15 protein-coding genes are annotated in these 21,399 nt (G+C 70.5%); 3 read left to right on the plus strand and 12 right to left on the minus strand.

Translation table 11 applies throughout. The features are described 5' to 3' along the window. Positions 1-409: 409 nt before the first annotated feature. Positions 410-1,417, minus strand: coding sequence for a stage II sporulation protein M (locus tag KCH87_RS23315; protein ID WP_210588161.1), 1,008 nt, complete (start codon positions 1,415-1,417; stop codon positions 410-412). Positions 1,418-1,545: 128 nt separating this feature from the next. Here KCH87_RS23315 and KCH87_RS23320 point away from each other — a divergent pair, with 128 nt between their 5' ends. Further along, on the plus strand, positions 1,546-2,544 hold the full coding sequence (locus tag KCH87_RS23320; RefSeq protein WP_210588162.1) for an RDD family protein: 999 nt from the start codon (positions 1,546-1,548) through the stop codon (positions 2,542-2,544). 39 nt (positions 2,545-2,583) lie between these two features. Here KCH87_RS23320 and KCH87_RS23325 read toward each other — a convergent pair whose 3' ends face one another. Continuing rightward, positions 2,584-3,198: a hypothetical protein gene (locus tag KCH87_RS23325; RefSeq protein WP_210588163.1), complete on the minus strand. Its 615-nt coding sequence runs from the start codon at positions 3,196-3,198 to the stop codon at positions 2,584-2,586. 172 nt (positions 3,199-3,370) lie between these two features. Continuing rightward, positions 3,371-4,828 (minus strand): adenosylhomocysteinase, encoded by a 1,458-nt coding sequence (gene ahcY / locus KCH87_RS23330; protein ID WP_210588164.1) that lies wholly within the window; start codon positions 4,826-4,828, stop codon positions 3,371-3,373. A gap of 483 nt (positions 4,829-5,311) precedes the next feature. On the opposite strand from ahcY, the gene KCH87_RS23335 reads away from it, so the two are divergent. Further along, positions 5,312-7,525, plus strand: coding sequence for a fructose-specific PTS transporter subunit EIIC (locus KCH87_RS23335; RefSeq protein WP_210588165.1), 2,214 nt, complete (start codon positions 5,312-5,314; stop codon positions 7,523-7,525). 123 nt (positions 7,526-7,648) lie between these two features. Here KCH87_RS23335 and KCH87_RS23340 read toward each other — a convergent pair whose 3' ends face one another. The 7 genes from KCH87_RS23340 to KCH87_RS23370 form a co-directional block, all read right to left on the minus strand. Further along, positions 7,649-8,629, minus strand: a complete 981-nt coding sequence (locus KCH87_RS23340) for a cation diffusion facilitator family transporter (RefSeq protein WP_210588166.1) — start codon at positions 8,627-8,629, stop codon at positions 7,649-7,651. A gap of 116 nt (positions 8,630-8,745) precedes the next feature. Further along, positions 8,746-9,897: a mannose-6-phosphate isomerase, class I gene (gene manA, locus KCH87_RS23345; RefSeq protein WP_210588167.1), complete on the minus strand. Its 1,152-nt coding sequence runs from the start codon at positions 9,895-9,897 to the stop codon at positions 8,746-8,748. Positions 9,898-9,996: 99 nt separating this feature from the next. Next, positions 9,997-11,124, minus strand: coding sequence for an SIS domain-containing protein (locus tag KCH87_RS23350; protein ID WP_210588168.1), 1,128 nt, complete (start codon positions 11,122-11,124; stop codon positions 9,997-9,999). Between the two features lie 29 nt (positions 11,125-11,153). After that, complete coding sequence (locus tag KCH87_RS23355) at positions 11,154-11,324, minus strand: Trm112 family protein (RefSeq protein WP_020940431.1); 171 nt, start codon at positions 11,322-11,324, stop codon at positions 11,154-11,156. A 294-nt stretch (positions 11,325-11,618) separates the two neighbouring features. Next, positions 11,619-12,983, minus strand: coding sequence for a phosphomannomutase/phosphoglucomutase (locus KCH87_RS23360; RefSeq protein WP_210588169.1), 1,365 nt, complete (start codon positions 12,981-12,983; stop codon positions 11,619-11,621). Positions 12,984-13,097: 114 nt separating this feature from the next. After that, positions 13,098-14,714 (minus strand): L-lactate permease, encoded by a 1,617-nt coding sequence (locus KCH87_RS23365; RefSeq protein ID WP_210588170.1) that lies wholly within the window; start codon positions 14,712-14,714, stop codon positions 13,098-13,100. Between the two features lie 151 nt (positions 14,715-14,865). Further along, on the minus strand, positions 14,866-15,288 hold the full coding sequence (locus KCH87_RS23370) for a DUF3499 domain-containing protein (RefSeq protein WP_210588171.1): 423 nt from the start codon (positions 15,286-15,288) through the stop codon (positions 14,866-14,868). A 284-nt stretch (positions 15,289-15,572) separates the two neighbouring features. On the opposite strand from KCH87_RS23370, the gene KCH87_RS23375 reads away from it, so the two are divergent. Next, positions 15,573-16,022, plus strand: a complete 450-nt coding sequence (locus KCH87_RS23375; RefSeq protein ID WP_210588172.1) for a metallopeptidase family protein — start codon at positions 15,573-15,575, stop codon at positions 16,020-16,022. Positions 16,023-16,042: 20 nt separating this feature from the next. Here the strand turns inward: KCH87_RS23375 and KCH87_RS23380 are convergent, their stop codons facing one another. Further along, positions 16,043-17,527, minus strand: coding sequence for a DUF5719 family protein (locus KCH87_RS23380; RefSeq protein WP_210588173.1), 1,485 nt, complete (start codon positions 17,525-17,527; stop codon positions 16,043-16,045). After that, positions 17,524-21,219 (minus strand): glycosyltransferase, encoded by a 3,696-nt coding sequence (locus KCH87_RS23385; RefSeq protein ID WP_210588174.1) that lies wholly within the window; start codon positions 21,217-21,219, stop codon positions 17,524-17,526. The genes KCH87_RS23380 and KCH87_RS23385 overlap by 4 nt, the downstream gene beginning before the upstream one ends. Between the last annotated feature and the right edge of the window lie 180 nt (positions 21,220-21,399).

Genomic DNA, 21,399 nt, shown 5'->3' on the forward strand with positions numbered 1-21,399 from the left:
AACGGACACTTCCTTCGTACTCACCCGAGAGACTCTCTCAAGGCTTTCCTCCGGGCGCTTCCCTTCGGTGTTTCCAACCCTACCAGATCCTTTTTCCGTTCCGTTTCCGGTCGGAATTCGTTTCCGGTGGCCGTTGGAGTGGCCTTGCCTATTCGGTTGCCCTGCGGCTCCCTTTCGGCGAGCCCGACTTTATCAGAAGTTTTCGGCCAGTCTGACCGGCCACTCATTTCTGAATAATCGGGGACTTCTCGGGAAGTGAATCCACAAGAAGCCGATAGATGCTAACAGTCGCCGCGGGGCAAGTCCTGCCCTCTAGGCAACTGTTCAAATCTACCTCCCCACTCTCTCCGTGTCAACGGCTTTTGTGGGGCGAAGGAGAGACTAACAGCTCAGCAGACATGTCCGCACATCAGGCAGCCGTTGGAACCACGGCGCTGCGCTCCGCAGCCTCGACATCGCCCGTCTCCCCGGTACGGGCCGCACGACCGCCCATGACGTAGACGTAGGCAAGGAAGACGAGTTCGGCGATGACGCCGATACCTATTCGCGCCCACGTGGGCAGGCCCGACGGGGTCACGAAGCCTTCGACGGCGCCTGAGACGAAGAGGACCAGCGCGAGGCCGATGGCCATGCCCACGGCGGCTCGGCCCTCCTCGGCAAGCGCCGTGCGTCGGCTGCGCGGGCCGGGGTCGATGACGGTCCAGCCGAGGCGCAGGCCGGTGCCGGCGGCGACGAAGACCGCGGTCAGTTCGAGCAGGCCATGGGGCAGGACGAGACCGAGGAAGGTGTCGAGCCGGCCGGCTGACGACATCAGACCGAAGCCGACGCCCAGGTTGAGCATGTTCTGGAACAGGATCCACAGGACCGGGAGGCCCAGGAAGACCCCGAGGATCAGGCACAGAGCGGCGGCCCAGGCATTGTTCGTCCACACCTGGGCGGCGAAGGAGGCCGCGGGATGGCTCGAGTAGTACGTCTCGTACTGACCACCGGGGCGGGTGAGCTCACGCAGCTCGGTGGGGGCCGCTATGGAGGACTGCACTTCCGGGTGGGTGCCTATCCACCAGCCCAGAAGTGCTGCGACAAGGGTCGACAAGAGTGCGGTGGGTACCCACCAGTGGCGCGACTTGTAGACCGCGGCGGGGAACCCGTGGGCGAGGAAGCGGGTGACGTCGCGCCAGGAGGCACGGCGGGTGCCTGTTACGGCACTACGCGCGCGTGCCACGAGTTGGCTGAGCCGACCGGTCAGTTGCGGGTCGGGGGCGCTGGACTGGATCAGGGAAAGGTGGGTGGCGGTGCGCTGGTAGAGGACGACGAGTTCGTCGGCCTCGGCGCCGGTGAGGCTGCGCTGGCGCCGGAGCAGGGCGTCGAGGCGGTCCCATTCGGCTCGGTGGGCGGTGACGAAGACGTCGAGGTCCATCGGTTTGCCTGCTCCTGGGCTGTTCGTCGGCGGCTCGTCGTGGTGTCAGCTTGTCGTACTGGGGCGCGATGCGCCCTCAGCTTGGCAGACTGGCCGTTCTCAGGGCAGGTCAGGGGAAGGACAGCGTCGTGAGTGAGCTTGTGACGGGCGAGGCGGTGGCGCTGGAGTTGCGCCCCGCGCGGCTGCCCAGCAGGGCGCTGGCCGTCCTGCTCGATCTGGTCGTGGCCATGATCGCCTACATCGTCGTAACCATCGGTCTGGTGGCCTCCACGGCCGCACTGGACGAGGCGGCACAGACCGCCCTGTCGATTGCGACGTTCGTATTGCTTCTGGTGGGTGCGCCGATTGCGGTCGAGACGCTGAGCCATGGGCGGTCGCTCGGCAAGATGGCGTGCGGGCTGCGCGTGGTGCGGGACGACGGCGGGCCGATCCGGTTCCGGCATGCGCTGGTGCGGGGCGGGATCGGCGTGATCGAGATTCTGATGACATTCGGCGTGATCGCCTGCGTCGCTTCTCTCGTATCGGCGCGCGGGCGGCGGCTCGGGGATGTGTTCGCAGGGACCCTGGTCGTGAGGGAACGGGTGCCCGTGGCTCGTACGGGTTTCGTTCCTCCGCCGCCGCCCTGGCTGGCCGGGCGGTTCTCCGGGCTGGACCTGTCGGCGGTTCCGGACGGTCTGTGGCTTGCCATCCGCCAATACCTGACGCGGATGCAGCAACTGGATCCGCAGGTCGGCTCGGCGATGGCGGAGCGGCTCGCCGGCGACCTCGCGGGTCGAACGGGGAGCCCGGCGCCGCAGGGCGTACCACCGGCCGCGTATTTGGCGGCGGTGGTGCAGGAACGGCAGGCCAGGGATGCCCGGCGCGCCTTCGCGAACGGCTCGGCCGTCGGCGCTCCGGCAGCCGGTGGCGCCTCCGCGAGCGGCGTACCGACGGGGTATGTGCCTTCGGCAGCTCCGCCCGCGGCTCCTCCCTCCTATCCCGCGTACGTCGCCCAGGCGGCGCCGGCGGACGGTTCGGGCGCGAATCAGGTCGGTGGTCAGCCGGAGGCTCCGGTCAGCCGCCGGATCGAGGCCCACGAAACGTCGCCCGCCGACCGTCCCGCCACTGGGTTCGTACCGCCTGCCTAGCCCTGCCTGCCGACCGACCAGCCCGCACGCTCGCAGCGCTCAGCTGAACGCGGACGGTGGCGAGTCAAGGTCCTCCAACTCGATGCCCGGCGCCGCGAGTACGACGTCGCCGGCGATGTGCACGGCGTGCTGCTCGCCCGTGTCCAGGGCTGTGACCTGGTATTCGTCCACGGTCAGAGGGCCGTTGTCAGTGGCGTGTGCTTCTCTTTTCATCAAGGCCCAGGACTGGTCCACGGTGCGCGGGGCGAGGACCGGGTCTGTGAAGGCGACGAGGCGTACGCGGGTTGCTGAGCCGGAAGGGGTGAGGCGCAGGAGACGAGTGGTGGCGATGAGGAATGCGGGGGATGTGCCGGTGAAGGCGTGGGCGCGGACATTGCCTTCTGTGGCATGAGCCCCGGTGGGGTCGGTGCGGACCCAGGTGACGCCGTCGAGCGCAGCACCGCGGACTTGCCAGCCCGCGGCGTGGAGTTCGAGGCGGATGGGGCGGCCGAGTTCGTCGAGGGCGAGGTCGACGGAGCCGCTGTGATCACCCGCGGGGGTGGTCAGTTGTGCGACATAACGCCAGCCGGAAGGGCCGGGGGCGCAGTGGAAGTGTTCGTGTGCAAGGGGGGTGTGATCGTGCGGATCGTGGAGCGAATAGCGGCCGCGGGGCATGGGGGTCCTGGGTCTTGACGGGCTGATCCGGCCGGCCGCAATGGCCAAAGGGGCAGGCCCCCGGCACGGGGGTGCGGGGGCCTGCCTCAGAGGGCCTGCTGGTGAGAGCGCGTCAGCGCACCGACGCGCTCGTCACGTACTGCGGTCAGTACTCAACTGCTGAGCCGACGGCTCAGTAGCGGTAGTGGTCCGACTTGTACGGCCCCTCGACCTCGACGCCGATGTAGGACGCCTGCTCGGGGCGCAGCGTGGTCAGCTTCACGCCGAGTGCGTCCAGGTGGAGCCGGGCGACCTTCTCGTCCAGGTGCTTGGGCAGCACATAGACGTCGGTCGGGTACTCCTCCGGCTTGGTGAACAGCTCGATCTGGGCCAGGGTCTGGTCCGCGAAGGAGTTGGACATCACGAAGGACGGGTGGCCGGTGGCGTTGCCCAGGTTCAGCAGGCGGCCCTCGGAGAGGACGATGAGCACCTTGCCGTCGGGGAACGTCCAGGTGTGAACCTGCGGCTTGACCTCGTCCTTGACGATGCCCGGGATCTTCGCCAGGCCCGCCATGTCGATCTCGTTGTCGAAGTGGCCGATGTTGCCCACGATCGCCTGGTGCTTCATCTTGGCCATGTCGCTCGCCATGATGATGTCCTTGTTGCCGGTCGTGGTGACGAAGATGTCGGCCTTGTCGATGACCTCGTCGAGGGTCGTGACCTGGTAGCCGTCCATCGCCGCCTGGAGCGCGCAGATCGGGTCGATCTCGGTGATGATCACGCGGGCGCCCTGTCCGCGCAGGGACTCCGCGCAGCCCTTGCCCACGTCGCCGTAGCCGAAGACGACCGCGGTCTTGCCGCCGATGAGGACATCGGTGGCGCGGTTGATGCCGTCGATCAGGGAGTGGCGGCAGCCGTACTTGTTGTCGAACTTCGACTTGGTGACGGCGTCGTTGACGTTGATCGCCGGGAACAGGAGGGTGCCGTCGCGGTGCATCTCGTACAGGCGGTGGACGCCGGTCGTGGTCTCCTCGGTCACGCCGCGGATCTCCGAGGCGAGCTGGGTCCACTTCTGCGAGCCGTCGGTGATGGTGCGGGTCAGGACCTCAAGGACGACGCGGTGCTCGTCGGACTCGGCGGTGTCGAGGGAGGGGACCTTGCCGGCCTTCTCGTACTCGACGCCCTTGTGGACGAGCATGGTGGCGTCGCCGCCGTCGTCCAGGATCATGTTCGGGCCGCCGGTGGGGGTGTTCGGCCAGGTCAGCGCCTGCTCCGTGCACCACCAGTACTCCTCCAGGGTCTCGCCCTTCCAGGCGAAGACCGGGATGCCCTGCGGGTTGTCGGGCGTGCCGTTCGGGCCGACGGCGATGGCGGCGGCCGCGTGGTCCTGGGTGGAGAAGATGTTGCAGGACACCCAGCGGACCTCGGCGCCCAGGGCGACCAGGGTCTCGATCAGGACGGCGGTCTGCACGGTCATGTGCAGCGAGCCCATGATGCGGGCGCCGGCCAGCGGCTGGGCGGCGGCGAACTCCCGGCGGATCGACATCAGGCCGGGCATCTCGTGCTCGGCGAGGGTGATCTCCTTGCGGCCGAACTCGGCCAGGGAGAGGTCGGCGACCTTGAAGTCCTGCCGGTTGTCGACAGTCGTCATTGCGAACTGCTCCTTGGAGGTTGGGGCGAGGTGGGTACGGCTGGTCTGCGCGGCGACGGACACAGGAGTGCCCGAAAAGAGGACACAGGCATGCCCGCGTACACGCAGCGCAGTCCGTCGGAGGCCCTCTCTCCCTCGGTCGGTCCGCGGTGGGACCGCCCGACCGCCATCAGCAGCGACGTCTGGCTCCGTCCCAAGCTACACCGGTAGGCCGGGCCGTCCCCAGTCCGCCTCCGAACCCATCGGACCGATCACGGGCGTGGCTACCGCCTCACCCTGCGGGCAGACGACGGTTGTGACAGCGATAACAGGACACGCACAAACGGGAGGACAGGAGTCGACAGACCAGGAGTTTCCAGGACTTTCGCGCCTTTGAGCCGGGCGGGAGGTGTTGCAGGATGCGAGGAGATCGGGACATCTGATCGATCCTGCGGGGACGTCCGGGACGGCGTTCTCGCGTGACAAAGGCGTTAGGAGATCGACGTGACCAGTCCGGCCGGCCCTCCCCCCACGGGCAGTGGCGGTGGCGAGCGCAAGAGGTTGAAGCTGCTCGCGGTGACCGCGTGCCCGACCGGCATCGCCCATACGTACATGGCTGCGGAGAAGCTCGCGCAGGCCGCCGCGAGCCGTGGCATCGACATGAAGGTGGAGACCCAGGGATCCATCGGGGCCGAAAACGTACTAGATGACAACGATGTCAGCTCTGCCGACGGCATCATCGTCGCCGCGGACAAGGATGTTGACCTGAGCCGATTCGCGGGCAAGCGGGTCCTGACCGTCGGGGTCGCCGAGGGCATTCGCCACCCCGAGCAGCTGATCGAGCGGGTGCAGTCGGCACCCGTGCACAAGGAGGGCGGTTCCCCCACGGCCGCCCCTGCCTCCGGTGGCAAGGAACGCAGCGTCGGGTACAAGGCGCTGATGAACGGGGTCAGTTACATGATTCCGTTCGTGGTGGTCGGCGGGTTGCTGATCGCGGTGTCGCTGGCGATCGGCGGGCACACCACGCCGGACGGCCTGGTCATTCCGGAGGATTCCTTCTGGATGGACGTGAACAACATCGGTGTCATCGGCTTCACGCTGATGGTGCCGATCCTGTCCGGCTATATCGCGTACGCGATAGGCGACCGGCCCGCGTTGGTGCCGGGCATGATCGGTGGCTGGATCGCCAACACCGGTGAGCTGTACGACTCCAAGGCGGGCGCGGGGTTCATCGGGGCGATCGTGACCGGGTTCCTGGCCGGCTATCTGGTTCTGTGGATCAAGAAGGTCAGGGTCCCGAAGTTCGTCCGGCCGATCATGCCGATCATTGTGATCCCGATCGTGGCGACCTCGGCGCTCGGGCTGTTCTTCATCTACGTCATCGGCAAGCCGATCTCCTGGGTGTTCGAGCATCTGACCAGCTGGCTCAGCGGAATGGCGGGCACGAGCGCGATTCTGCTCGGGGCGATTCTCGGGCTCATGATCGCCTTTGACATGGGCGGCCCTGTGAACAAGACGGCGTTCCTGTTCGGCGCCGGGCTCATCGCGACCGGCAATCAGACCGTCATGGGCATGTGTGCCGCCGCGATTCCGGTCATGCCGCTGGGGCAGGGTCTCGCCACGCTGATCCGCAAGCGGCTCTACACCGAGCAGGAACGGGAAACCGGTCTGGCCTCGCTGTTCATGGGCTGCTTCGGCATCTCCGAGGGCGCGATTCCGTTCGCGGCGGCGCGGCCCGCGCAGGTCATCCCGGCCAACATGCTCGGCGGTGCAGTCGCCGGTGCGATCGCCGGGCTCGCCGGGGTCGAGGACGCGGTGCCGCACGGTGGGCCGATCGTGGCCGTGCTGGGCGCGGTGAGCGGCGTGCCGATGTTCTTCGTGGCCGTCGCGATCGGCACGGCCGTCACCGCGCTGACGACGGTCGCCCTCGTCGACATCGTCGAGCGGAGGCGGGGTACGCCGGTCGGCGGTCCGGGCTTGAGCGGGCCCGAGCCCTTGCTGGTCGGTGCCGGCGTGGGAGCGGGGGGCGCAACCGGCGTCGTACCGCCGCATGCCGCCGCCCGTGCATCCGCAGTGCTGGTGAAGGGCGGTTCGAGCACTGGCGCATCCGCCGAGGCCACGGCTGCGCGTACCCCGGGCACGACGGACGAAGCCGCGACGTCTGCCCCTGCGGTGGACGCCGACGTCGCCCCGGCCCCACAGGCCGCCCCCGCCGTGGAAACAGCCGCGTCCGAAGCCGAAGCACCGGCCACCACTGCCTCCGAAGCCCTCTCCGGCCACCTCACCGCGCAGACCGTGAAGGTCCGGCTCGACGCCGTCGACAAGGAGGCGGCGATCCGTGAAATGGCGGCTCTGCTGGCGCGGACCGGCAGGGTTGCGGACGTCGACGAGTTGGTGGCGACGGCGTTGCGGCGTGAGGCGCAGGGCACGACGGGGCTCGGTGAGGAGATCGCGATACCGCATGCCAAGACGGACGCGGTGACCGCGCCGGTCGTCGGGTTCGCGCGGTCGGACGAGGGCATCGAGTGGGGCTCGCTGGACGGTACGAAGGCGAGGCTGGTGTTCATGATCGCCGTACCGGAGGCGGCAGCGGGTGACGAGCATCTGCGGATTCTGGCGCTGTTGTCGCGGAAGTTGATGGACGCCGGGTTCCGGGAGCGGCTCATGGCGGCGCCGGACGAGGCGGCGGTGCTCGGCGTGCTGAGCGAGATCCAGTAGCCGGAACAGAGGAGCCCGAGGCGCGGCTGCTCCTTGGACGTGCCACGTGCCGGGAAACCGCTGGGGCCCGCCGAACGCTCGGCGGGCCCCATGGTCGTGAGAACGCGGTCGTACGACGACGTATCAGTGCTCGGAGGTGTGCGGCGTCGGTCCTCCCGGCGTCGCCTCGCGGTCGGCGCCACGCGCGGCCTCGGACTCGCTGTAGATGTCCGGCTCCAGGTAGATCACGCGGGCGATCGGGACGGCCTCGCGGATGCGGGACTCGGCTGCGTTGATGGCGGAGGCCACCTCGGTGGCCGTGTCGTCGTGCTGGACGCCGATCTTGGCGGCGACGAGCAGTTCCTCGGGGCCGAGGTGGAGCGTGCGCATGTGGATGATGCCGGTGACGGTGTCGCCGGCGACGATCGCGGCCTCGATCTTCTGGACGTCTTCGACGCCCGCGGCCTCGCCGAGCAGCAGCGACTTGGTCTCGGCGGCCAGCACGAGGGCGATCAGGATGAGGAGCACGCCGATGCAGAGCGTGCCGATGCCGTCCCAGACGCCGTCGCCGGTGGCGAGGGCCAGGCCGACGCCACCGAGGGCGAGGATCAGACCGACCAGCGCGCCGAGGTCCTCCAGGAGAACAACAGGCAGTTCGGGCGCCTTGGCGTGGCGGACGAACTCCGTCCAGGACTTCTTCCCGCGCAGGGTGTTGGACTCCTTGATGGCCGTCCGGAACGAGAAGGTCTCGGCGATGATCGCGAAGATGAGGACGCCGACCGGCCAGTACCAGTGGTCGATCTCGTGCGGGTGCTTGATCTTCTCGTAGCCCTCGTAGATGGCGAACATGCCGCCGACCGAGAAGAGGACGATGGAGACGAGGAATGCGTAGATGTAGCGCTCGCGCCCGTACCCGAAGGGGTGTTGGGGGGTCGCCTCGCGCTGGGCCTTCTTGCCGCCGACGAGGAGCAGGGCCTGGTTTCCGGAGTCGGCGAGGGAGTGCACCGACTCGGCGAGCATCGACGACGAGCCGCTGAAGAGGAACGCCACGAATTTCGCTACCGCGATCGCGAGGTTGGCGGCGAGTGCCGCCACGATCGCCTTGGTGCCGCCTGACGCGCTCATGTATTCGCGATTTCCCTTCGTACGTACGCCGTCCAGACCTTTGCCCGGTCTTTGCCAGTGGGCCATTGTTGCAGCCCGCTCCGACAACGGCGCGCCAGGCCGCAACTCCTTGACCGTCAGGTGACGACAGTGGCCCGGAAGACCGTTCCGGAACCGGATACTTCGGCCTTTTCGCCTGCCGGGACGAAGACCGACTGACCGGGGCTCAGCTCGTGCTCCCCGGCCCGTACCGAGCCCGCCGTGCAGAGCAGAATCTGCGGGGTCTCTCGGGTGAGGTCGTGGGCCGCGCCGCCCGCGGGGAGGACGTACCTGGACAGCCGGAACTCGTCGATCGGGGTCTCGTAGACCTCCTCGCCGTCCGGAGAGGCTTCCGGGCGCAGGACGCCGGGGTCGCTCGGCTCGAAGCGGACGATGCGCAGGAGTTCGGGGACGTCGACGTGCTTGGGGGTCAGGCCGCAGCGCAGGACGTTGTCGGAGTTGGCCATGATCTCGACGCCCAGGCCGTTGAGGTAGGCGTGCGGGACGCCGGCGCCGAGGAAGAGGGCCTCGCCGGGCTGTAGGCGTACGTGGTTGAGGAGCATCGCGGCGATGACGCCGGGGTCGCCCGGGTAGTGGTGGGCGATGTCCGCGTAGGGGGCGTACTCGCCGCCGAGTCGCGCGCAGGCCGCGGCGGCCGCGGTGACGGTGTGGGCCATCTCCTCGCGGTCGGCGCTGAGCACGGCCGTCAGCACCTCGCGCAGCGCCGCCTCCTCGGGGTGGGCGTGCAGCAGGTCGACGTACGGCTTGAGGGAGTCGACACCGAGGCCGGCGAGCAGGCCGGCGGCCTGGGCCGGGTCGCGGAAGCCGCACAGGCCGTCGAACTCGGTGAGTGCGCAGATGAGTTCGGGCTTGTGGTTGGCGTCCTTGTAGTTGCGGTGCGGGGCGTCCACGGGGATCCCGCGGCGCTCCTCGTCCTCGTAACCCTCCTTCGCCTGCTCCAGGTTGGGGTGCACCTGGAGGGAGAGCGGGGCGCCGGCGGCGAGGATCTTGAGCAGGAAGGGCAGGCCCGGGCCGAACTTGGCGACGGCCGCGGCGCCGAGTTCGCGCTCCGGGTCGGCGGCGATGATCTCGACGAGTGTGCCGCGGTCGGTGCGCGAGGGCGCGCCCGGGTGGGCTCCCATCCACATCTCCGCCTGCGGTTCGCCGGTCGGCTCGACGCCGAGCAGTTGCGGGATCGCGGTGGTGGAACCCCAGGCGTAGGGGCGGATGGTGTTGTCGAGGCGGTCCATTCGGCTCTCTGTCTGCTCTCTCTGCGTTCGACGCGGGTTCGCCGGGTGTATGGCTGTCGTCCCGTCCCGCGTACGGCGGTCAGGGCGTCCTGGGTCAGATCAGGCCCTCGAAGCGAGCGCCAGGTAAACGGCGGCGAAATCCGTGATGGCGATCAGTTCGGCGAGGGTCTCCAGTTCGCCGCCGGGCTCCGGCTCCAGCTCACTGATCGGCGTGTCGTGACTGAGGGCCAGGTCACGGGCGGCTGGGGCGGCGGTGAGACCCCCGAGCGGGCGGTCGCGGAGCAGCACTACGCGCGCGTGCATCGCGGGCGGCTCGTCGACGCGGTCACGGAAGAAGTCGTCGGGGTCGGCGCTGGCGGCGAGCGATCCGGCGAGCAGGGCGCCGTGCGCGGCGAGCGCCTCGGGCAGTTCGGCGACCACGGCGGGCGTGCCGGAGAGCTCGGCGAGGGCCGCGGCGAACCGGCGGCCGGCCGGTCCCGCCGAGGTGCCCTCCGTCCAGATCACCGGGAGTGCGTCGGCGAGTTCGGCGGCGAGGGTCTTCGCGGGGTTGCTGTACGTCGCGATGGCCGGCCCGCAGCGCTCGGCGATGTGATCCAGGCGATCGGCGACCTTCTGGATGGCGTCCGGCGGAGCGGTGAGCAGGCCGGTGCGGTCGAGGAGGCCGAGCAGCGGGGTCAGCAGCGCCCAGAGGACGCCGGGCGCGGACGCGGCGTGGGGTTCGTCCTGCTCGTACGGGGCGGTCGCGAGCGGTACGAAGAGGCCGTGGGCGCCTTCCACCGCCTCGTCGAGCGGGGTGCCGGGCGGGGCGACGGCGACGACCGTGCAGCCGCGGCGGTAGGCCTGGTCGGCGAGCAGGGAGAGGCCGGGTTCGGTGCCGTCCGGGGTGGCGATGAGCAGCAGGTCCACCGAGCCGGCCCAGCCGGGCAGCTCCCAGCGCAGGGCGCCGGCGGCGGGGGCGACGCCGGAGGGGGCCAGGCGCGTGACGGGGCTGCCTGCGCCGGCGAGCGTGCCGAGGAGGTCGGCTACGCAGCTGGCGGCGGCGCCGGGGCCCGCGATGAGGACGGCGCGGGGGCGGCCGTCCGGCTTGAGGTCGTGGACGCCGGCCTCGGCGGCGTGCCGGGCCGCGGTGCGGACCCGGGCGCCGGCTTCGGCTGCGCCGCGGAGCAGGCCGCGTTGGTCGGCCTCCGAGAGTGCCTCGGGGGCGTCGAGCAGCGATTCGTCGAGCATGGGCGGCAGCCTCCGATCGCCGGTCGTCGTTACGCGGGGCGGCGGGCTTCGTCGACGAGGAGGACGGGGATGCCGTCGCGGACGGGGTATGCCAGGCCGCAGTCCTGGCCGGTGCAGATCAGCTCCGCGTCCTGCTCCTTGAGGGGGGCGTGGCAGGCCGGGCAGGCGAGGATCTCCAGGAGGCCGGCTTCGAGCGGCATGGGTGGTCCCTTCGGGGGCGGGGTGTTCTACGTCTTTGTGTGCGGATGTGCCTGGTCAGGGTACCGCCGGAGGGGGTGGGGTGCGGGGGTTGGATGGGGCGGGGTTCAGGGGTGAGCGGCGTTGGTGTGACCGTGGCCGGTTTTCGCCCCCGCCGCCCCTTCCCGTCCCGTCCCTGGGGGCTGCGCCCCCAGACCCCCGCTTCGGCCTGAACGGCCTCGTCCTCAAACGCCGGACAGGCTGAAATGCCCGGACCGGCGTCGAAAAGTCAGCCAAAGGCCGCCCTCCGGCGTTCGTCAGCCCCTGATGATCCCCAGCGCCTCGTCCCGCACCCGCTCCATCGTCGCCTCGTCGCGGGCCTCGGCGTTCAGCCGCAGCAGCGGCTCCGTGTTGGACGGGCGGACGTTGAACCACCAGTCGGCGGACGTGACCGTGAGACCGTCGAGGTCGTCGAGCTGGACGCCCTCGCGGCCCTCGTAGGCGGAGCGTATCGCGGCGAGGCGGGCGGTCTGGTCGTCGACCGTGGAGTTGATCTCGCCGGAGCCGGCGTAGCGGTCGTACTGGGCGACGAGGCCGGAGAGGGGGCCGTCCTGGCCGCCGAGGGCCGCGAGGACGTGGAGGGCGGCGAGCATGCCCGTGTCCGCGTTCCAGAAGTCGGCGAAGTAGTAGTGGGCGGAGTGCTCGCCGCCGAAGATCGCGCCGGACTTGGCCATCTCGGCCTTGATGAAGGAGTGGCCCACACGCGTGCGGACGGGCGTACCGCCGTTCTCCTTGACGACCTCCGGGACCGACCAGGACGTGATCAGGTTGTGGATGACCGTGCCCTTGCCGCCGTGCTTGGCCAGCTCGCGTGAGGCGACCAGGGCGGTGATGGCGGACGGGGAGACCGGGTCGCCGTGCTCGTCGACCACGAAGCAGCGGTCGGCGTCGCCGTCGAAGGCGATGCCGAGGTCGGCGTCCTCCTCGCGGACGCGCTTCTGGAGGTCGACGATGTTCGCCGGGTCGAGGGGGTTGGCCTCGTGGTTGGGGAAGGTGCCGTCCAGCTCGAAGTACATCGGGACCAGGGTCAGGGGCAGGCCGTCGAAGACTGTGGGCACGGTGTGGCCGCCCATGCCGTTACCCGCGTCGACGACGACCTTGAGCGGGCGGATGGGGGTCAGGTCGACGAGGGAGCGGAGGTGCGCCGCGTAGTCCTCCAACGTGTCGCGCTGCGTGATCGTTCCCGTCGTCGCCGCCGGTTCAGGGGCACCCGACTCCATCCAGCCCTCGACCAGTTCACGGATCTCGGTGAGCCCGGTGTCCTGGCCGACGGGGGCCGCGCCCGCCCGGCACATCTTGATGCCGTTGTACTGGGCCGGGTTGTGCGAGGCCGTGAACATGGCGCCCGGCAGGTCGAACGCGCCGGACGCGTAGTACAGCTGGTCGGTCGAGCACAGGCCGATCTCGGTCACGTCGGCACCGCACGCCGCCGCACCGCGCGCGAAGGCACCCGACAGCCCCGGGGACGAGGGCCGCATGTCGTACCCGATCACGATCGCGCTCGCCCCGGTCACCTGGACGAAGGCAGCCCCGAAGAGCTCGGCCAGCGACTCGTCCCACTGGTCGGGGACCACCCCGCGCACGTCGTACGCCTTCACGAGCTGCGACAGATCAGCAGACACGGCCAACCTTCCTGAAAAGTCCTATCGGTCACCACAAGCTACCCGCACCCGCTGACAGTGCGCTGTGCGCGGTCCCGGAGGACTCCCAGCCGTAACCTCAGGTCAGGCCTCGGGTCAGGGCAGCATCCACCCCAGCACCGGCGAGCTCTGTCCGACCACGATCAGACACATGATCATCAGCAGCCCCACGCTCCAGGGCAGCACCTTGCGCAGAATGTCCCCCTCGCGGCCCGCGAGCCCGACGGCGGCACAGGCGATGGTGAGGTTCTGCGGCGAGATCATCTTGCCGAGGACACCGCCCGAACTGTTGGCGGCAGCGAGCAGTTCGGGAGACAGCCCAGACTCCCGGGCCGCGGTCACCTGGAGGGCGCCGAACAGCGCGTTGGCCGAGGTGTCCGAGCCGGAGACGGCGACACCGAACCAGCCGAGCACCGGCGACAGGAAGGCGAGTCCCGCACCGGCCGCCGCCACGAAGTAGCCGATCGTGGCCGCCTGTCCGGAGAGGTTCATGACGTAGGCGAGCGCCAGTACGGACGTCACGGTCAGGATCGCGAACCGCAGTTCGTGCACGGTGGCCGCCCACTCCTTGACCGCCACGCGCGCGTGCACCCCGAGGACGACCGCGGTGCAGATACCGGCGAGCAGCACGAGCGTGCCGCCGGTGGAGACGATCGGCCAGGTGAAGATGTTGGCGCCGACCGGCTCGCCGTCCGCGTTGACGACGTTCAGGAAGGGCCAGTCGTACGTCTGGGTCGTCTCGGCGAGCCAGTCCTTGACGGCGGGTATCTGGGCGACGGAGAAGATGGCGATGATCAGCGCGTAGGGGGCGTAGGCGCGCACGACTTCGGGCCGTGGGTCCTCCACGTCCAGGTCCTCGCTGCGCACCCCGGTCAGCACGGACGCGCGGACCGACTCGGCGGCGGGCACGCGCGCGTGCGGTACGGCGACCAGGGCGGCCGCGCCGAGCAACGCGGCGCCGATGTCGGCGAGTTGCGCGGAGACGTAGTTGGAGGCGACGAACTGGCCGACGGCGAAGGCGATTCCGCACACCAGGGCGGGCACCCAGGTCTCACGAAGCCCGCGCCGTCCGTCCACCAGGAAGACCAGCACGAGCGGCACGACGAGAGCCAGCAGCGGCGTCTGACGCCCCACCACGGAAGCCACGGAATCCAGGGGCAGGCCGGTGACTTGAGCGAGCGTCACCACCGGCGTACCCATCGCACCGAAGGCCACCGGCGCGGTGTTGGCGACCAGTGCGACGACGGCTGCGCGCACCGGCTCGAAGCCGAGGGCGACGAGCATGACCGAGCAGATGGCGACGGGTGCGCCGAACCCGGCGAGCGCCTCCAGCAAGGCACCGAAGCAGAAGGCCACGACCAGCGCCTGGATCCGCGGATCGTCGGACAGCCGCCCGAACGACCGGCGCAGGATGTCGAAGTGGCGGGTGCGGACCGTCATCCGGTACACCCACAGGGCGTTGACGACGATCCACAGGATGGGGAAGAGGCCGAAGGCGGCGCCCTGCACGGCGCTGGAGACCGTCTGGTCCAGCGGCATGCCGTACGCGAGCCAGGCGACCAGGGCGGCCGCCAGAAGGCCCGTGAGGCCCGCCAGGTGCGCCTTCATGCGGACGCCGCCGAGCAGGACGAGGACGATCACGAGGGGCAGGGCCGCCACCAGCGCCGACAGGCCGAGCGAGTCGGCGACGGGCTCCAACTCCTGGACATACACAGGCGCCTCCCCGGATTCCGCAATGCGAAAGCGATTTCTCGCGGCTCCCGGAATGGTCGTGTCCGCGACAACGGCCCGTCAATGGGTGTGCGTCACTCAGCGAAACACACAGCAAAAACACACGGAAAACGCACAGGGAAGTCGGCCGACGTCAGTTGTCGGGCGAACGCAGCACCCGCAGATGCCCCCGCCGGGCGACCTCCATCGGGTCGGCCCCACGGCCACCGCCACTGGCCTGCGCGGCACGCTCCTGGGGCCGGGCCGCCTCGCGCACGGCGTTAGCAAGCGCTTCCAGATCATCGCCGCTGGGACGTGCCGGAGCCGAGCTGTCCAAGAGCCGTACGACCTCCCAGCCGCGGGGCGCGGTGAGGCGCTCGGAGTGCTCCGCACACAGGTCGTAGCAGTGCGGTTCGGCGTAGGTGGCGAGCGGGCCGAGGACCGCGGTCGAGTCGGCGTAGACGTACGTCAGCGTCGCAACGGCGGGTCGGCCGCAAGCGGTTCGCGAACAACGACGTACAGGGCTCACGACGTTGGACGGTACCGCACTCTTGAGCGGGCCGCGACGACTCTCCACCAGGTCACTCGACCGTGTCGTGCTGTGAAACGCCCCACACGCCCCTCCGGCCACACCCTTCTGACCTGCATGGACACCGCTTGCCGGATTGCCGGACGAACCCCGTCCCGGTCACCAGTCGGCACATACCATGTCAATTGCCTTGAGATCGGCGGTCTGGGAGGGATACGGAATCGAGCCCAACCTTGGCTGGAATGGTCATCTGCCGACATGCCGTACGGGACGGGCGGGCGCCGCGTGGGGACAGAGCACCCGGCTCCGGCGGGGACTACGCTTCACCAGTGATGGACAGCCCTGTACCGCCCCCTGCCGCCGGCTCCGGACCCCGCCGTCGTGATCGCCACGGCCGGGGCATGCGCGGCCCGATCGCGCCACCGCAGGTGCCGCTGGCGGCAAGCCGAGCCGAGGCGTTCGCGGACCTGGTGCAGGACTCCGTGGAGCGCCTGGAACGACGGTGGCCGCAGCTCGCCGACATCGATTTCCTGGTCCTCGAGGTACCGCGCCTCGACGGCTCCGGGCAGGCCTGGAACGACGAATCGGTCCCCCTCGGCGGCACGATTCCCGCGCGTGAGGGGCGTCGCGCACGGGTGGTCGTCTATCGGCGTCCGGTCGAGATCCGCACGAAGGCGCGTGACGAGCGGGCCGCGCTGGTGCACGAGGTCGTCGTGGAACAGGTCGCCGAGCTGCTCGGGCTGACCCCGGAGACGGTGGATCCGCGCTACGGCGAGGAGTGAACCGGAGCAGCGCTGCCGCCCTACTTCTGGAGCACCGCCAGGTCCTCGTCCGCCTCCGGTACCGACACCATCCCCCGGTCGTCCGGCAGGGTCTGGACCGTGAAGGCCGGGACGCCGTTCGCCGTCTTCGTCAGAGTCCTGGATGCGTACACCGGGGCTCCTGAGACCGGTTCCACCGTCAGGGCGTACGTGCCCTTCAGGCCGGTCGGTACCGGTGCCTCAACGTCCTGTGTCGTGCCGGACTTGATCGTGTACGTCTTCGACACCGCCGTCCCCCCGCCGCTGCCCGCGGACGCGGTGACCTTGACCTTCGCGGTGCCGGTGGGCGCGGTCAGGGACAGCGTGGAGCCCTTCGCCGAGTTGTCCACCGCCGTCGCGCGCGTGCCGACCGGCTTCGTGGCCGGGATGAACGCCGTCTCCTGCTTGTCGCCCTTGCCCCGTACGACCCGGAGGGCGGCCACCACGGGTGTGGCCCGATCGGTCGGCGTCAGCACCAGCGACCCCGCCTCCCCGCGCGTGACGTCCCCCAGGTCGACCGCTGTCGTCATGCCCGCCTTCACGTGCAGCGTCTCGTTCCCGGCGGGCGTGATCAGTCCGGACGGAGAGGCCAGCCGCACCTTGAGGTCGGCGTCCGCGTCGCCGGGCGTGAAGGCGATCAGCCGCACGGCCGTGGCGTCCTTCGGGATGCCGGGCAGCACCAGGCTGCCGGCCGGATCCGTGGTGGCGGCCAGCCAGTCACCGCCGAGCTTGTCGTCCAGCGCCTGCACCGCGGCCGCCACCCGACCGCTGCGCACATTCACATGCACGGTCATGTTGGTCTGCTCGTCGTCGGTGAGCGTCGACAGCAGCACCGGCTCACTGGAGTGCGGCTGAACCGTGATGCCCTCGCCGACCGTCGACTCCAGGGCGCCGTCCTTGCCGTACAACTCGATGTCGACGACCGCGGCGGAGTCGTCGGGGTTCGTCAGATGCACATAGTCGGTGCGGTCGGCCGCGGTACTGGCGCCGGGAAACCAGAACTCCGTGTCCGGAGCGGAGCAGTTGACGCCTTGCAGCCCCCGCCCCGTACCCGCGGCGACCTCCGTGTTCTCCTGCACGGTCCACCCGGGCGCGAACTTCCCCTCGGCCGTACCCACCAGCGCGGGCGAGTCGGCACCGGAGGCATCCCCGGTGACCGGCGTGCCGGGGTCCTTCGGCTCCAGGACGGGCTTGTCGGCCTTCTTGTCCTTCGCCTCGCTCCCGGACTCCTCCCCCGTGGACTGAAGTTCGGCCGCGCCATCGCTGTCCGTGCCCTTCGTGACCGGCGTGAAGGACGTGTACGACGTCTCGGCGAGATCCGAAGTGCTCGGTGCCGGACACAGCAAGCTCGTGCGCTCCACGGGCAGTTCGGCCGCCGCCTTCGCGGTGTCCGTGCCGGCCGCGTCCGGCGAGGTCAGCGCAGCCAGGCCGGTGACGGCGGCGAGCGCGGTCGCGCCGGCGATCAGGGACAGGGTGGTGCGCTTCACTGCTGACTCCCGTCGGGGCGCTCACTGCCGTTCGGGTACGGCTGCGCCGGGTCGTACGTCGGGTCGTAACCCTGCTCGTCGTAACCCTGGTGGTACGTCCCGTCCTGGCCCTGCTCGTACGGAGCCTGCCCGTACGCCTGCTGGTCGTACGACGCCGACTGGGACGAACCACCGTACGCGTAAGGGTCGTACTGCCCGCCCTGGTACGGGTCCGCCGGGTACTGCTGGTCGTACGACCCGGGCGGATACTGCTGCTGGGCGCCGCCCTGGTACTGGTCGCCGCCGTAGCCGTCGTACTGGGTACCCGCGTAGTCCCACTCGCCGTAGGTCTGCTGCTGCGGAATCGCCGCGGCGGGCGCCTCCTGCGGAGGAGCCGGGAACCCCTCGGCCTGGCCCGCCTCTTCGGCCTCCGCCTGGGCGCGCAGGCGCCGGGCGCGGCGGCCCTCGCCGGACACGGGCTGGGCCGGGACGGCCGGCTCCTCCGGGAGGTCGTCGTCGATGTCGCGGCGGCGGCCGGGAAGCGCCATGACGACGAGGACGACGGCGAGGAAGCCCTGGGCCCACAGCCAGGCGGTGTGGGTGATCGGCTCGTCGAAGGTGACGTCCAGCTTCCCGCCGGAGGCGGGGAGTTCGAAGCCCTGGGCCCACCCGTCGACCGTCGTACGCGTCAGGGGCTTGCCGTCCAGGGTGGCCGTCCAGCCCTCGTCGGCGGTGTCGGCGAGACGCAGGATTCGCCCCTGCGCGCCCGCCGCGATCGTGGTGTGGATCTCGACGGGCCCGGCGGCGACGGACTGCGCACCCCCGGAGCCCGAGCCGGACCCGGCGACTATCGCCGCCCGTGAGACCTGCTGGTCGACCCGCCACAGCGCCCCGCCGTCCTGCTGGCTCAGCCGGGACAGCCCGGGCGTGGCATCCAGAACGCGGGTCACCTCGCGCGGCGCGCCCTTGTGGACGAGGACGTAACGCACCGCGAACTTGCCCAGCTGGTCGGCCTGATCGGCGCCGGACCCGGCGACGAGGTTGGCGACGACCTTGTCGAGCGTGGCGTTCTCGCCGTCCGCCGCGGCCAGTTCGCCGTCGCCCATCCGCGCCCCGGAACCGCGGACGAGCATGTAGCCGACGTGGGCCGCGGAGTCGCTGTCGAGGACGAGGGTGCGGGCCTGGTCGCGGGTGTTGCTCTCCTCGGCGACGAACGCGGGCACCTGCACCGGGTCGCGCCGCTCCAGCGGCCCGTCGGCGCCGCTGATCATCCAGCCGGCGGCGACGAGCAGCGGGCCGGCGGCCGAGGCGAAGGCGATCAGCGCGGCCACCGGCTGACGCCAACCGAAGCTCTGCTCGGCCACACGCGCGCGTGCCCCGTCGGCGCCGAGCGCGGCGGCGGCGAGGAGGGCGATGCCGTACACCAGCGTCGCGGGTCCGGCCCAGGTCGAGCTGTTGGACAGGACAGCGAAGACGAGGCCCACCAGAGCCACGGCCCAGGCCGTCCAGATTCCGAACTGACGGTGGGACCGCATCAGGGCGCCCAGCGCGGCCAGCACGATGCCGATGAGCATCAGCCCGTTGACCGTGCCGGGCCCACCCGGGCCGGCGCCGAGCAGATCGGTGGCGGACGCGGCCGAGGCGCCGTACTCCAGACCGGCTTCCCGGAAGAAGCCGAACGGGAGCAGGGACAGCGACCAGGGCGCGAGCACCAGCAGAGGGGTGCCGAGCTGGGCCAGGAAGCGCAGGCCGTGGGCGGTGATGTCGGCGCGGCGCACGGCCAGTACGCCGATGCCGAGGACCAGCGCGATGGGCCACATGATCGGCGTGAACGCGGTGGTGACGGTCAGCAGCAGCGCATACGCCCAGGTGGCGCGCCAACTGCCGCGTGCGCCCGAGGCGTTCGCCAGGCCACTGGCCGCAACGCCCGCGCGTGCGAGGAGCGGCAGCAGGATCGCGAGGACGGCGGTGCCGATGCGGCCGCCGGCGAGCGCGCCGGTCGCGGCGGGCAGGAAGGCGTAGACGACGGCCGCCCAGGCACGCAGGAGCCGCGACTCGACGAGCGGGCGGGAGGCGAAGTAGGCGGTGAAACCGGCCAGCGGTACCGAGCAGACCAGCAGGACCGTTACCGCGAGTCCGGTGGAGCCGAACAGCGCGGAGGCCAGCAGGGCGACGGCTGCGAGATACGGCGGCGCTGACTGAGTGCCGCCGGCGCCCACGGCATGCCAGGAGTCCAGGTAGCGCGACCACAGCTCGCTCGCGTCCGCCGGGGCGGGCAGCAGCGCGCCGCCCGCGAGCGCTCCGCCGCCGAGCAGTTGGCGGCAGGCGATGAGCGAGACGAACAGCAGCACCAGGAAGAGCATCGGGCCGGGGTTGCGGGCGATGCGCTTGAGGCGGACGAACTGTTCTATCTCCAGGAACTCCGCGTCGTCCCCGCCCGGCCCGGACTCGACCGCGCCGCCGTGCCGCCCGGCACCGGCGACGGTCTCGGGGTCGGAGTCGCGGAAGAAACTGCCCGCGGCCTGTTCGACGGTGGCCCGCACGGTCGCGCCGGGCGGCGGGAACAACGGCCGCAGCTCGTCCTTCTCGACCTGGGGGCGGCCGCGCCTGCGCCGCCCGGCGATGATCCGCTCGGGCCGCAGCAGCACCCCCAGCAGACCCCGGATCTCGTCGACGGCCTGCCCGGGGACCTTGCCCACGAGGTAGGCGAGGGTCCGCAGCAGGGTGCCGAGCACCAGCCGCACCAGGACCCAGGGCAGCGCGGCGGTCCGCGTGTTGACCAGCAGGGTGTAGACGGCGCCGGCCTTGTCGACCTTGTGCGGGGAGGCCGACGTACGGCCCACGCAGTCGACGGTGCGGCGCTCTCGGGAGGCCGCCTCGGCATGTCGTACGACCGCCTCGGGGGCGATGAGGACGCGGTGGCCTGCGGCCTGGGCGCGCCAGCACATGTCGACGTCGTCACGCATCAGGGGCAGCCGTCGGTCGAAGCCGCCGAGCTGCTCGAAGACATCGCGCCGGACGAGCATGCCGGCGGTGGACACGGACAGCACGGACCGGACGTGGTCGTGCTGGCCCTGGTCCTGTTCACGACGGTCCAGGCCGGTCCAGCGGCGGCCGGAGTTGGCGATGCTGACGCCGACCTCGAGCAGCTGCCGGCGGTCGTACCAGCCGCGGAGCTTGGGGCCTACGACGGCGATGTCGTCGCGGCCGAGCTCGTGTTCGTTCTCCACGACGCGCAGCAGGTGGGCCAGGGCGTCCGGCTCCGGGGCGCAGTCGTCGTGCAGCAGCCACAGCCACTGCACCGGCTCCCCGTGGGGGAGTTCGGGCAGGTCGTACGCGTCGTCGCGCCACGTGCGCGTGACGGGGTCCCAGCCGCTCGGGCGCTTGAGGTAGGGCAGCTCGTCCGGCGTGAGGACGGGAGCGGTGCGGTCCGCCTCCTCGACGGCCTGCCCGAAGCCGGTGCGGCGGGCGAGGTGCAGTACGCGGTCGGCGCCGAGGGTGTCGGTGAGCAGCTGGGCGGAGGTGTCCGCGCTGCCGGTGTCGGCGGCCATGGCGTACTGAACGGGGCGCTCCTGGCCGAGCAGCCCGGCGAGCGCGTCGGGCAACCAGCGGGCGCCGTCGTGAGAGACGAGCACCGCGGTCACCACATGACGCGGAAACTCAGGCGTGGCAGCGACGTCTTGGTCGGCTGCCGTATGGCTGTGCACGGACATCGAGGTACGGGCCCCGGTTCGATGGACTGCGGTGGACACCTGTGCCCACAGGGGGCAGCGGTGTGTCTCGGACGAGCGACCACACTATCGGCTGGGCATGACGTCGGCCCGCCGCCTGTGGATAACCCACCTGCAACGGGCCGTTCGTCACGTATGTACGAAATGGATGCGTGCCGTCCG

The sequence above is a fragment of the Streptomyces sp. GESEQ-35 genome (assembly GCF_017948485.1).
Classification (GTDB): Bacteria; Actinomycetota; Actinomycetes; order Streptomycetales; family Streptomycetaceae; genus Streptomyces.

Excerpts from the sequence above, each read along its gene's own strand:
- KCH87_RS23340 (WP_210588166.1), bottom strand. The coding sequence starts at position 8,629 with ATGAGCGCGTCAGGCGGCACCAAGGCGATCGTGGCGGCACTCGCCGCC.
- ahcY (WP_210588164.1), bottom strand. The coding sequence starts at position 4,828 with ATGACGACTGTCGACAACCGGCAGGACTTCAAGGTCGCCGACCTCTCC.
- KCH87_RS23375 (WP_210588172.1), top strand. The coding sequence starts at position 15,573 with ATGGACAGCCCTGTACCGCCCCCTGCCGCCGGCTCCGGACCCCGCCGT.
- manA (WP_210588167.1), bottom strand. The coding sequence starts at position 9,897 with ATGGACCGCCTCGACAACACCATCCGCCCCTACGCCTGGGGTTCCACC.
- KCH87_RS23325 (WP_210588163.1), bottom strand. The coding sequence starts at position 3,198 with ATGCCCCGCGGCCGCTATTCGCTCCACGATCCGCACGATCACACCCCC.
- KCH87_RS23350 (WP_210588168.1), bottom strand. The coding sequence starts at position 11,124 with ATGCTCGACGAATCGCTGCTCGACGCCCCCGAGGCACTCTCGGAGGCC.
- KCH87_RS23385 (WP_210588174.1), bottom strand. The coding sequence starts at position 21,219 with ATGTCCGTGCACAGCCATACGGCAGCCGACCAAGACGTCGCTGCCACG.
- KCH87_RS23355 (WP_020940431.1), bottom strand. The coding sequence starts at position 11,324 with ATGCCGCTCGAAGCCGGCCTCCTGGAGATCCTCGCCTGCCCGGCCTGC.
- KCH87_RS23315 (WP_210588161.1), bottom strand. The coding sequence starts at position 1,417 with ATGGACCTCGACGTCTTCGTCACCGCCCACCGAGCCGAATGGGACCGC.